The 12,749-nt window shown below is 41.9% G+C and carries 13 protein-coding genes; 6 read left to right on the forward strand and 7 right to left on the reverse strand.

Annotated features, from left to right (window positions below; genetic code table 11):
- Positions 1-91 precede the first annotated feature (91 nt).
- From KFQ09_RS07655 to comJ, 3 genes are all read left to right on the forward strand, one after another.
- A complete protein-coding gene (locus KFQ09_RS07655) occupies positions 92-520 on the forward strand; it encodes a NucA/NucB deoxyribonuclease domain-containing protein (RefSeq protein WP_007498233.1) in 429 nt (142 codons plus the stop codon).
- A 126-nt stretch (positions 521-646) separates the two neighbouring features.
- Positions 647-2,344, forward strand: coding sequence for a methyl-accepting chemotaxis protein (locus KFQ09_RS07660; RefSeq protein WP_048002413.1), 1,698 nt, complete (start codon positions 647-649; stop codon positions 2,342-2,344).
- Positions 2,345-2,481: 137 nt separating this feature from the next.
- Positions 2,482-2,868 carry a competence protein ComJ gene (comJ, locus tag KFQ09_RS07665; RefSeq protein WP_050826928.1) on the forward strand — a complete coding sequence of 129 codons (387 nt, stop codon included), beginning with the start codon at positions 2,482-2,484 and terminating at the stop codon, positions 2,866-2,868.
- Between the two features lies 1 nt (position 2,869).
- Here comJ and KFQ09_RS07670 read toward each other — a convergent pair whose 3' ends face one another.
- Positions 2,870-3,676: an AAC(3) family N-acetyltransferase gene (locus KFQ09_RS07670; RefSeq protein ID WP_110487710.1), complete on the reverse strand. Its 807-nt coding sequence runs from the start codon at positions 3,674-3,676 to the stop codon at positions 2,870-2,872.
- 24 nt (positions 3,677-3,700) lie between these two features.
- Complete coding sequence (locus tag KFQ09_RS07675; RefSeq protein WP_008347846.1) at positions 3,701-4,120, reverse strand: Lrp/AsnC family transcriptional regulator; 420 nt, start codon at positions 4,118-4,120, stop codon at positions 3,701-3,703.
- A gap of 115 nt (positions 4,121-4,235) precedes the next feature.
- Here KFQ09_RS07675 and KFQ09_RS07680 point away from each other — a divergent pair, with 115 nt between their 5' ends.
- The gene (locus KFQ09_RS07680; protein WP_046342598.1) at positions 4,236-5,000 is read left to right on the forward strand and encodes an MBL fold metallo-hydrolase; all 765 of its coding nucleotides are present in this window, start codon (positions 4,236-4,238) and stop codon (positions 4,998-5,000) included.
- A gap of 46 nt (positions 5,001-5,046) precedes the next feature.
- On the opposite strand, the gene KFQ09_RS07685 is transcribed toward KFQ09_RS07680, so the two are convergent.
- The gene (locus KFQ09_RS07685; protein ID WP_017366586.1) at positions 5,047-5,376 is read right to left on the reverse strand and encodes a YckD family protein; all 330 of its coding nucleotides are present in this window, start codon (positions 5,374-5,376) and stop codon (positions 5,047-5,049) included.
- A gap of 238 nt (positions 5,377-5,614) precedes the next feature.
- On the opposite strand from KFQ09_RS07685, the gene KFQ09_RS07690 reads away from it, so the two are divergent.
- Both KFQ09_RS07690 and KFQ09_RS07695 read left to right on the forward strand, forming a co-directional pair.
- A complete protein-coding gene (locus KFQ09_RS07690; protein WP_370529221.1) occupies positions 5,615-6,430 on the forward strand; it encodes a transporter substrate-binding domain-containing protein in 816 nt (271 codons plus the stop codon).
- 12 nt (positions 6,431-6,442) lie between these two features.
- Positions 6,443-7,120 carry an amino acid ABC transporter permease gene (locus tag KFQ09_RS07695; RefSeq protein WP_008347854.1) on the forward strand — a complete coding sequence of 226 codons (678 nt, stop codon included), beginning with the start codon at positions 6,443-6,445 and terminating at the stop codon, positions 7,118-7,120.
- A gap of 224 nt (positions 7,121-7,344) precedes the next feature.
- Here KFQ09_RS07695 and KFQ09_RS07700 read toward each other — a convergent pair whose 3' ends face one another.
- The 4 genes from KFQ09_RS07700 to KFQ09_RS07715 form a co-directional block, all read right to left on the reverse strand.
- Positions 7,345-8,643: an arsenic transporter gene (locus tag KFQ09_RS07700; RefSeq protein ID WP_008342056.1), complete on the reverse strand. Its 1,299-nt coding sequence runs from the start codon at positions 8,641-8,643 to the stop codon at positions 7,345-7,347.
- 129 nt (positions 8,644-8,772) lie between these two features.
- Positions 8,773-10,005, reverse strand: coding sequence for a PucR family transcriptional regulator (locus KFQ09_RS07705; RefSeq protein WP_017358555.1), 1,233 nt, complete (start codon positions 10,003-10,005; stop codon positions 8,773-8,775).
- A gap of 125 nt (positions 10,006-10,130) precedes the next feature.
- Positions 10,131-11,678, reverse strand: coding sequence for an L-glutamate gamma-semialdehyde dehydrogenase (gene pruA, locus KFQ09_RS07710; protein WP_007498254.1), 1,548 nt, complete (start codon positions 11,676-11,678; stop codon positions 10,131-10,133).
- Positions 11,679-11,701: 23 nt separating this feature from the next.
- Positions 11,702-12,619, reverse strand: a complete 918-nt coding sequence (locus tag KFQ09_RS07715) for a proline dehydrogenase family protein (RefSeq protein ID WP_074041710.1) — start codon at positions 12,617-12,619, stop codon at positions 11,702-11,704.
- Between the last annotated feature and the right edge of the window lie 130 nt (positions 12,620-12,749).

A 12,749-nucleotide genomic window follows, 5' to 3' on the forward strand; every position in this document is an offset into this window, starting at 1 on the left:
AGACGTTTTTTCAAAACGAGGAGAAATTGGTAAGTAATTCTGCTATACTTCTGTTTACAAAATACGCTAAAGAGAAAGAGAGCTAGCATCTATGAAACTTCTTAAAACCATTCTCTTGCTTTTATTGATTGTCATTGGTATAGCGACAGGCTATGTCCAACTAGGGCAACATAAACAAGAGACGACAAACTCTTCTTATGACAAAACCATTCACTTTCCATCAGATCGATATCCAGAAACCGCGAAGCACATAGAAGAAGCTATTGACGAAGGTCATTCTTCCATTTGCACCATTGATCGAAAAAATAGTGATGAGCAAAGAGACAAATCACTTCATGGCATTCCAACAAAGCGTGGTTATGATCGTGATGAATGGCCAATGGCAATGTGTAAAGAAGGTGGAGCAGGGGCTTCTGTCAAATATGTACGTCCTTCGGATAATAGGGGGGCAGGCTCTTGGGTAAGTCATCAATTATCAGATGATCCTGATGGCACAAGAATCCAATTTATTATCGAGTAGCACTAACTTTCCTTTTTTCATAACAAAAATTTCTGTGTAAGTGCATTCACGTATATCAAACATTTTTTTCATGCCGATAATCTTTAAGGAGGGATACCCTACCTTATACCTAAAGGAGTAAAAAGCATGAAGAAAAAAGGAAAACTGAGGCTTGGCGCCAAAATAATGCTGATCTTTTTAAGTGTCCTCATCGTATTTTCAGCAGTGGTTGGTTATGTAGTGAACCGCGAAATGACAGAGAACATTAAGCAAATGGCCACCGAAAAAGCAAAAGGCGATCTAAAGCTAGGATACGCTTACCTAACTGAAAAGGTTGCTGGCTCGTGGCAGATAAAAGATGGCAAGCTTTACAAAGGAAATACTCAAATCAATAACCATGACACATTGGTTGATCAATTAGCCGAATATACTGGTGATACAATCACGATTTTCCAAGGAAATACCCGTGTTGCCACAAATGTCATGTTAAACGGGAAACGAGCTGTAGGAACCGAAGTCTCACCTGAAGTAAAGGCCGCTGTTTTGGATAAAGACGAGAATTATTACGGAACAGCCAATGTTGCCGGGAAAGACTACCAAACGGCTTATATGCCCATCAAAAATGATACAGGGGAAACGATTGGTATTTTCTATACCGGTGCAAATCAAAGCATGATTTCACAAATGCTTCAGTCTTTCTTTATTCAATTTGTCACGGTTCTACTGTTAAGTTTAATTGTTTCTGTTATCATTATTTCTATTTTCACAAAGCGGATTCAGACACGTCTCAAACATATGGCATCTGCTATTAAGAGTGCAGGCGAAGGAAATTTAACCATCAACGTGACAGATCACACAGGCGATGAACTTTCTGAGCTGGCAGGTCACTTTAATAAGATGCGTGAGAAATTAAATCAAACCATTTTAAATGTGATCAAAACATCTGAATTAGTAGCCACCTCTTCTGAGGAGCTGTCAGCTAGCGCAGAAGAAACGAGTGCAGCATCAGAAAAAATTACCCATACCATTCAAGAAGTCGCTCAATCGTCTGAACAGCAATCAGCCCAAATGACAGCTAGTGAGCACACGATGAGACAAGTATCTAACGAGCTAGTAAACATCACTGAAAATGCGGGACAAATGGCAACAAGAAGCCAATCCGCACAAGAAATGGCCCAAAAAGGTGTACAAAATATCGGTGAAGTCAATTCACAAATGACATCTATTGCAAAATCAATTGAAGAGAACGGTACAGCAATTCAAGCGCTAGAAACACGTTCAGCCGAGATTGATCAAATTTCCAAAGTGATTACAGATATCGCTAACCAAACTAATCTACTTGCTCTTAATGCGGCCATTGAGGCAGCACGCGCAGGTGAACATGGAAAAGGTTTTGCCGTTGTGGCAGACGAAGTGAGGAAACTCGCAGAAGAATCGCAAACATCATCCAACATGATTTCACATCTCATTTCCGAAATACAAAAAGAGATGAATCATTCGACGAGTGCCATTAAACGAGTACGAGAGGAAGCGGCTCAAGGGGCTGTTCTTATTTCTCATACAGAGGATTCATTTATTGACATTCAGCAGTCAATGAAGGAAATGGCAGATGGCATTCAACATTTATCAGATGCATCCCAAAAAATCGCAGCTTATACAAATGATGCGAAGCAGACCTTTGCCTCTATCACAGAAGGCGTTAAACTGACGAGTGAACATTCACAACAAGTAGCAGGTTTAACAGAAGAACAATTTGCAGCAATGGAAGAAGTAACAGCTTCATCAGAGGCTCTTGCCCATTTAGCAGGAGACCTAAAAGAAATGGTTTCGCAATTTCACATCTAGATCCCTCAAACAGTAGCGCAAGACGGCGACAATCGTCTTGCTGCCTAACATTCTCTTCAATTATCATACTTTCAAACATTCACTTTTCAACATGATCGCCAGCTGGACAAATTTTATGAATAAAGGAGTTAATCTATATGAATGATTTAAATCAAATGTATCCCCTATCTATCTCCTATCACCAAATCACCGTATACACTGGAAGCACGACGCCACCTGTGATTGATTGGACAGATGACGATATTCTTCAAGGATTCGCAACTGGGGATCGAGGTATTTCTTTTGAAGGCATCAATAACGGAAAGGCTTCTATTATCGTGACATTAAACAGCCATGAGCCTCCATCATCCGTTGATAGAGTCATCACAGTGCCATTTACTCATTCAAGTGATCATGTTTATCTAACAAGCGTCATGGCACAGGTACTGTCTTTCTCCATTCCAAAAGGAGACTATCAGCTCACCTGCTATATATCTGAGCACCCTGATCAAGATCTCTATTATTTTGATTTTCAGACTGCTTAGATCACGCCTGGTCGTACTGCTCAAGCCATTTTTCTGCAAAATCGACTGATTCTCTCATCGGCAATAAATACGAATTGGCTAGCCCGATTTGACTGTGGCTATAACTACATTCTGATTGTAAAAAGTCACGACCAATCTGTTCAAATAGTTCTTCTCTTGTGATGATATCTTGATACTCTTTCCACACCCTCCAACCATTCTCTAAAATGGGGGCCCCTCGTGTCATGAGGTCTTGCTGTGGGATTCGATATTCAGCTAAGTGAAAAGCTGTCACACTTTCGAATGACGTGCCAATTAGCAGCACTTTTGCATCAAGATCGTACATACGTCCAAGAGGTGAATTTTCTCCTAAACCATAAGGAAGCGCATGGTGGTTCAACACTTCATGTTTCCTTTTCCCCCAGGCGGTGAATGAGAAATGAGGATGATTGCTTCTTTCTACGCCTGGGTATTTCCAAAAGGTCTCCGCTACCTTTCCCATTGCTGTTGGAGCTGTGTAAGCTGGATCAAATGCAGGCATCGTGTCTTTGATCGGTTTCCACCAAGAATAAGGAACAGGCGGATTGATCCAATCAGCAGGATCAGACAGCTCTAATGTTTGTGCCGGCATAATCAGTGTTCCTTCATCTGTTAAAATATCCATCATAGCTTGTATAACGGCTATAGCTCCTCCATTCACCCAGCCAATAGATGACAAGGATGAGTGGACACATAAGATCATGCCCTTCCGTACACCAAGTTGAACCAAATCCGCTTTGATTCTTTCCTTTGTGATTGGTTCAGCCTGATGTTCAATTAATCTTTTCATCGGTTATTTCCTCCTGCGCCTCATCTATTCTTGATGAGTGAGACGTTTCACAGCGATAGACAATTTATAATTTGCATGCTTTGTTAGCTCCGTTAAAAATTGATCAAGCTCATCATGACTGGAGAAATGTCCTTCAGCCATATAACAGCCCTCTCCACTTATTTTAAACAGGTTTTTGATTTCTTCCTTTTGATGGAGAAACGATAAAAGCGGTTCATGATCATAACTTCGGGTAAAGAGCTGCAAAAATGTTTGGATGTTCTGCTGTGTCCGCCAGTTAATTGAAATGGTATAGGCTTCAATAATCCCCTCTTCTTCAAGCTTTAAAACTCTATTTTTAGCAGCTTGACCGGTTAAATGGACTTTTTCACCAAGTGCTTTCATCGTCAATCGGCTATTCTTTGAGAGTTCTTTTAATATATCCATATCTGTTTTGTCTAGCATTGGCTCACCTCTTTCAAAAATCAAGTCGATCCGCTGAAAGACTTGCATGATCCTCTGTCACATGAGGCTCTTTTAATATACTGTAAACTTAATGAGAAAAAAAGGAGGCCTTCTAATGAAAATAACACTCATTCGTAATGCTACTTTATACCTTCAATATGGTCCGTCAACATTTTTAATCGATCCCTTTTTAGCAGCAAAAGGAACCTATCCACCGTTCCCGCATACTGCCAATCAACATGTAAACAATCCAATTGTTGAGCTGCCTGCAAACATTGATTTGGACAAGATATTACAGCCGGATGCTGTCCTGCTCACTCATTTACATGTAGATCACTTTGACGACGAGGCAAAAAAGAGATTAGCTCAAACTTTGCCGATCTATACTCAATCAGAGAAAGATCGCATGGAAGTAAAAGAAGCTGGATTTCAGCATGTCACATGCATTGAAGATGAAATGGATGTTTGCGGTGTTCATATCAAACGAACTGGCGGGCAGCACGGGACAGGAGAAACCGCTAAACGGATGGGACAAGTGAGCGGTTTTGTTTTCTCTCATCCTGATGAGCCTACTCTTTATATTGCAGGAGATACCATTTGGTGTGATGAGCCGAAAGAGGTTGTGAATACATGCCAGCCAGATATTATTGTGGTCAATAGTGGGGCTGCCCAATTTTTAGAGGGAGACCCCATTACGATGACAAAGGAAGAGATTGTAGACATTCACCATTCTCAACCACAAGCTCAAATCATCGCCTGTCACCTTGAAGCCGTGAATCATTGTTTATTAACAAGAGCAGCATTAACATCTTACATTCAAGAGAATCATGCAGATCAGGCCATTTTTGTCCCTCAAGATGGTGAGACGCTGACTTTTTAACACATAAACAATAAAAACCGGCCCCTTGCTGCCGGTTTTCTTAAACTTATGGTCGATGGTGCTGTGGTTTTTTTAGTAATGGAACAAACCCGTTATTTTTTAAGTGATTGTAATGTTCATCCATTCGTTTTGTGATGTGCGTGCCTTGTTCCTTCGTTAACACACCATACTGAACGTATTTTTCGATCACTTCTTTTCGTTTAGACAAAATTTGCTGTTCAAGTACTTCAATTTGTTTTTGTTGCTCTGTCGTTAATTTTACTTGATGCGTGACGGGGCGCTTTTCCATTTGGGGTGTTTCTCCATGAGCCGTATTCACCTGAAAACCAAATAATAGCACCATCGTTAGTATGATCAAACCACTTGTTTTTTTCATCTCTGTCGTTCCCTCCTTTATTCGATTTTAATTTGCGCACTCTTTCCTTTTTTATACATTATTCACCCCATCAAATTGCACATAATATTCTTACTTTTTCGCTTTTCATCTGAAAACGTTGTCCTAACTGAAAAAGCGTGCTATGTTTTGTTTTGTATAAAAAATAGAGGAGGATTCTTAAATGAGTCGTTTTTATCATAGAAAACCTATATGGGTGCTGCTTGTTGTGTCTGCTCTCATGCTTGTCATGTCTGCTTGCAATCAATCAGGCTCATCTCAGTCTGGAGAATCAAAGTGGGATCAGATTCAAAAGAAAGGGAAAATCGTTGTCGCTACTTCAGGCACCTTGTATCCTACGTCTTACCATGATACATCGAACGGCAAGGATCAATTGACTGGCTATGAAGTGGAAGTCGTCAAAGAAGCATTTAAGCGCCTTGACGTAAAAGTAGAATTTAAAGAAATGGGTTATGACGGTATGCTCAGTGCCATTAATTCAGGTCAGGTGGATGCCGCTGCAAACGATATCGACATCACAGATGACAGGAAAGATAAGTTCGCCTTTTCAACACCTTATAAATACTCATATGGAACCGCTATCGTCAGAAAAGATGATCTGTCAGGTATTAAAACGCTAAAGGATTTAAAAGGAAAGAAAGCAGCAGGTGCTGCAACGACCATTTATATGGATGTTGCCCGTAAGTATGGTGCAAAAGAAGTCATCTATGATAATGCCACAAACGAGCAATATTTAAAGGATGTTGCAAACGGCCGTACAGATGTCATTTTAAATGACTACTACTTGCAAACACTGGCGCTTGCTGCATTCCCTAAGCTAAATATTACGATCCATCCAGACTTAAAATACATGCCGAATGAACAAGGGTTTGTGATGAAAAAAGACAATACAGAGCTTCAAAAAGAATTAAATCGTGTATTAAAAGAGATGAAAAAAGACGGAACCATGAAAAAGATTTCGGAGAAATTCTTTAATCATGCTGACGTCTCAAAGAAAATTGATGTTGATGTCGAAGATGTCGACATTTCTAAATAAGGAGCCGCAGCCGTGGGAGATATTCATTTAGAATATATCTTTAATCCTGCACTGGCAAAAGCGTCATTTCCGTTTGTGATGAAAGGCATCTGGCTGACGCTGCTCATTTCTTTTGTGAGCATGTTTTTTGGTACGATTCTTGGCTTTTTTATTGCCCTTGCTAGAATGGCAAATACATGGTTCCTTCGGCTGCCTGCACGGCTGTATATTTCATTCATGCGAGGGGTTCCCATTCTGGTCATTTTGTTTATCCTTTATTTCGGATTCCCTTACATCGGCATTGAATTTACAGCTGTCACTGCTGCTATTATTGGATTCAGCTTCAATAGTGCTGCATACATTGCCGAAATTAACCGGGCGGCCCTCTCCTCTGTTCCAAGTGGTCAAGTGGAAGCCGCCAAATCACTTGGTCTCAGCTATTGGCAAACGATGCGCGGAGTCATTTTGCCTCAATCCGTGCGCATTGCACTACCGCCCCTGACCAACGTCATGCTTGATTTAATCAAAGCTTCCTCACTAGCGGCAATGATTACTGTGCCCGAACTCTTCCAGCAAGCAAAAATTGTGGGCGGAAGAGAATTCGATTATATGACCATGTATATATTGGTTGCCTTGATTTACTGGGGCATATGCAGTGTGGTCTCATTGCTCCAAGACTTTTTGGAAAAACGCTATGCAAAATATCTATAACAACAAAAAACAGATCCATGGGATCTGCTCAGATTGTTAACAAAGGGCTAAAATGAACTTGATTTTAGCCCTTTGTTTTCTTTTCAGCGTGATAGAAAACCTTTGCAGTCTAGGAAGGACGAGTACTGGCACGGAGCGAATTTGACATTCGTGAGCACCAGCACGCAGGACTGACAAAGAATGCGAGGGTTTGTCTATGCGCTGAGATCCATGGGATCTGCTTTTTAATGTATCAGCCATAACCACACATACAACCCCAATAACGTGATGATCAGAGTCGGTATGGTTAGAATGATTCCAGCTTTCATGTATGCCCCCCAAGAAATATGCACACCTTTTTTCTTCAAGACATGAAGCCACAGCAATGTCGCCAATGAACCGATTGGGGTCATTTTCGGGCCAAGGTTTGAGCCGATGACGTTGGCATAAATCAGTGCATCTCTCATCACACCTGCTGTATCTGTGTGACCGATGGCAATCGCATCAATTAAAACGGTTGGGAGATTGTTCATGACAGAAGATAGCACTGCTGCCAGGACCCCCATAAACATCGTTCCCGCAAGTAAACCGTGTGACGCCCCCTGTTCAATCCACGCCGCTAAAATTTCTGTCAGGCCGACATTTTTCAGCCCATACACCACGACATACATGCCGATAGAGAAAAACACAATCGACCAAGGTGCTTCTTTGACGACTCGTTTTGTCGCCACTTGTGGACTCCGTTTCGCCAGCCATAAGAAAGCAATGGCAATGCCGCCTACAATGATTGACACCGGAATGCCTGCCAATTCCCCAGCAAAATATCCAACAAGCAAGCATCCTAACACATACCAAGATAACCGGAACATGCGCAGATCACGAATGGCCGAAGCTGGTTCCTTCGCCTGCGAAACATCGTACGTTTTCGGGATGAGTTTCCGATAAAACACATACAGCACAAGCATACTAGCGCCAAGCGATACAAGGTTTGGGACGAACATGTTTGCTGTATATTCAAGAAAGCCAATATGAAAATAATCGGCTGATACGATATTGACCAAGTTACTAATGACAAATGGCAGAGACGTCGTATCTGCAATAAAGCCGCTTGCCATGACAAATGGCAGGATCATACGCTCATCCAGCTTCAGCGCTCTGACCACAGATAAAACGATCGGGGTTAAGATAAGTGCCGCTCCATCATTGGCAAAAAAAGCTGCTACCACAGCGCCGAGCAATGTTAAATAAATAAACATGCGGACCCCGTTCCCTCTTGCGGCTTTTGCCATATGAAGTGCCGCCCATTCAAAAAAACCAATTTCATCTAAAATCAATGAAATGATGATAATTCCAATAAATGCAAAGGTGGCGTTCCAGACAATTTGGGTAACTTCCCATACATCGCCCAAATGAACGACCCCAAAAGCAAGAGCAAGAATCGCTCCCCCGCACGCTGACCATCCAATGGTTAAACGTCCTGGCTGCCAAATGACAAGGACGAGGGTCATGATGAAAATCAAAATGGCCAAGGTGACTGATCCCAAAGGTGGCCCTCCTTTCACTTTCCTCATAAAATCTTTATCTATCATACAACGAAATAAGGCAATTGTATGCCATTTTATGATCTCGCATAAAAATCCGCAGGTCATCCTTTGCACCTGCGGAGTCCACGCCTATTGATCTTTTTTCATCAGCATCAATTCAATAAATAACTCACATCGCTGGCTAAAATGACTTAAATCAATAGACGTCATTTCAAAAATTTGTTTCATTCGATAGTTTAGTGTATTTTGATGAATAAACAACTGCTCTGCAGCTGGTTTTAGCTTGCAATTATTCAATAAGTAGACCTCTAAGGTTTTTAAAAATGATGTTTGGCTGTCACGGTCTTTTTCCTTTAGGCGCAACAAATCTGGATTAAAGTCGTTTTTCTTTTTTTGGTGACTGTAAATCGAGTCTAAGAACCGGAAGACCCCCAAATGCTCGTAATCGTATGGAATCAATTCCTGTCCGCCGACAATCTTCACTGCTTTCACGACTTCTATCGCTTCAAATCGACTTGTGCTCATTTTCATGACATCTCGATATTCTCTTCCCATCCCAATATATAAAGGAGATGGGTGTGTATGCGTTTTCGATTGAAGATGGGCGACGACATCCGCAGCGGTCGCTTTTGGTGAGTGGCGATCTGACAAACTGCCTAATATCACGACGATGTCTGCTTGCACAGAGTAGACGTGATTGACCTTGTCTTCTAGCTGTAAATAGGTTCTAATCACATCCTTCACATCTTCTGCCGTCTCACTTTTGTTATCGGCGGCATGAACAACCATCACAGTAAAGACAGCTGGCAGTGGAATGCTTAAATTCTCAGCTTCCCATTTCAGCTCTTCTTCTGTATAAAAATGATCATCCATGACCTTTTTGAAGAACTCTTCAATCTTGCCTTCCTTTTTCTCCAACTGTTTCTTATTTTTATAAATAACTTTTCCAACCTGAAACGATGCCTCGTGTAAAAATTGCAGCTCCTCTTGAGAGAGAGAATCCTCAATGTCCTGCACCCAAATAAAGCCGACAACCTCTTGTTTGTGCTTGGCGCTCACAGCCACCCGACGATTAAACCCGAGCTCCTCATGACCATTCACATAAAAAGGATTTGAATCTGTATATAGCTGCTCAATGACCCCTGTTTTTTTTAACCAATCCACCACAGCTCCCGGACATTCCTTTGAGAAAATGGTTTGCTGATTGACTGGGTCGAACTGCTGGATGCTGTAAGAATTATAAGCAAGCAGCTGACATTCAGTACTTTCTAAAATGACTGGTTTTTTTAAATAACCACTAATAAATGCAATTAATTTATCGACATCAAAAAATGTATGAAGCTTTTCTAATATCTCTTCCATCCCGATTGCTCCCTGAATAAGTGATACATTTATCATACTTCTTTCCAGTCAGATTTGTATAGAAACAAGTCGTAGACAGGTAAAAAAAGCATGAACTCGCCTGCACGAGTTCATGCTTTTCCATATTAAAACATTTCGCTGATCGTTTTGGCCTGCATGTGCAGAGCAAGGTAATCTGGACCGCCTGCTTTTGAATCAGTTCCTGACATTTTAAAGCCGCCAAATGGGTGGTAACCCACAATCGCTCCCGTACAGTTACGGTTAAAGTAAAGGTTCCCGACATGGAACTCCTGCTTCGCACGGTTGATGTGATCACGATTATTTGTAATGACCGCACCGGTTAGCCCATATTCTGTGTTGTTGGCTACTTCAAGCGCCTCATCAAAGCTTGAGACTTTTGAGAAAGCTAGGACAGGTCCAAAGATTTCTTCTTGCATTAAACGAGATGTTGGCTCTAGATCTGCAAACACGGTTGGATGAATGAAGTACCCTTCTGAATCATCACTTGTTCCGCCAGTGACTAGACGGCCTTCTTGCTTGCCAATTTCGATATATTCCGTGATCTTGTCAAAGGAAGCTTGATCAATGACAGGTCCCATGTACACATCAGCTGATAACGGATTCGCTGTTGTTTTCGTTTCTGTGATTTCCTTCACTCGCTCAACGACTTGGTCATACAGCTTCTCGTGGACGACAGCACGAGATCCAGCCGAACATTTCTGACCTGAAAAACCGAAGGCTGATGTGAAAATGGCGTTAGCCGCTAATTCAACATCTGCATCCTCATCTACAACGACTGTATCCTTACCGCCCATTTCAGCAATGACACGCTTTAAATGCTGTTGTCCTGGCTGTACTTTTGCCGCACGTTCAAAAATACGTGTGCCCACTTCTCTTGATCCAGTGAATGTAATAAGGCTTGTTTTCGGATGATCTACTAAGTAATCTCCTACTTCTGCTCCGCTACCTGGCACGAAGTTGACAACACCTTTCGGAAGACCTGCTTGCTCCAGTTCTTCTACAAAGCGGGCTGCAATGACAGGCGTCGCACTTGCTGGTTTTAAAACAACTGTATTCCCTGTGACGATTGGTGCAACGGTTGTTCCTGCCATGATCGCAAACAAGAAGTTCCATGGTGGAATGACAAGCGTCACGCCAGTTGGTGTGTACACATATTGATTGCGTTCCCCTTCGCGGCTGTTCACCGGTTTGCCTTTCGCAAGCTCTAGCATTTGACGGGCATAATACTCTAGGAAGTCAATGGCTTCTGCTGTATCTGCATCCGCTTCATTCCAAGGCTTCCCTGCTTCTTTTACGAGAAGGGCTGAATACTCATGCTTTTTACGGCGAATGCTTGCCGCAGCGCGGAATAAAACGCCGGCTCTTTCTTCTGGAGACGTGTAGCGCCATGTTTCAAACGCTTTTGCCGCAGCTTGAATCGCTTGCTCTGCCTCTTCTTTCCCAGCTTTTGATACTGTACCCACGACTTCTTCCTTCTTCGCTGGATTGATCGAGACAATCTTGTCTGTTGTTTCGATTCTTTCTCCATTAATCACAAGCGGATAGGTTTGCCCAAGTGATTCTGTTACTTTGGCTAATGCTTGTTCAAACGCTTGGCGATTTTCTTCCTGGCTAAAATCCGTGAATGGTTCATGCTTGTAAGGTGTTGTCATCTTTGTCACGCTCCCGTTTCAAATTATTTTCTCGTCATCCCTTTTAAAGCAAATGCAATGTTTGCCGGTCGTTCTGCAAGACGTCTCATGTAGTAGCCATACCACTCTCGTCCATACGGGGTGTAGACCCTCATTTGATAGCCTTCCTTCACGAGTGCTTGCTGCGTTTCTGATCTCATGCCATACAGCATTTGAAATTCGAACTGATCTGTCTGTATATTGTGTTTTTTCACAATATGTTTCGTAAATTCGATCATTTGATCGTCATGTGTCGCAATGGCTGTATAATTCCCTGAGAGTAACTGCTTTTCGATCAGCTTCTTGTAATTCTGATCGACGTCTTTTTTGCTTGGATACGCCACTTCGGCGGATTCCTTATAGGCACCCTTTACAAGTCTTAAAAATGGCTGCAACTCATTTAGGTCATCAAGATCTTGTTCTGTTCTGTACAAATACGCCTGCAAAACCGTACTGACATACTCATATTGAGATTTCATTTCTTTAAAAATGTCCAGCGTTTTTTGACAGCGCTGTTCATCCTCCATATCAATTGTCACCATAATACGGTGTTTCTCTGCCGTATCTAAAATGCTTTTCATATTGCGATACACAAGGTCATCGTCAATATCTAAGCCAAGCGATGTCATTTTAAGTGAGACGTGGGAATTGAGTCCCGCCTCTGCAATTCGCTGAATGGTTTGAATACACTCATTCGTCCGCTCATTTGCAATCTCTGCCTTTGTGACAAACTCACCGAGGTGATCAACCGTTACGGCCATACCTTGATCGTTTAATCGTTTGATGACAGGGATAGCGCTCTCAAAATCCTTCCCACCGATGATTTTCTTTGATGCAACAGCACTTCCCCAATTACGAGCAATATGGTTCAAGAGACTGCTCTTTGACAAAAACAAGAAGAAATTTCTTGTGACCGACTCCATAAAGGGCACCTCCCACTCTTTGTAAGCTATGTCTTTATTGTAAGGCTCATGAGCTGTCCGCTACAATATTTGAAGATGACAAAAATTCTGACTTTTTTTGTGGTTTTATCACAATAAGAGATAAAAAAAG

Source organism: Bacillus sp. FS02 (assembly GCF_024398395.1).
In the GTDB taxonomy this organism is placed as follows: Bacteria; Bacillota; Bacilli; order Bacillales; family Bacillaceae; genus Bacillus; species Bacillus altitudinis.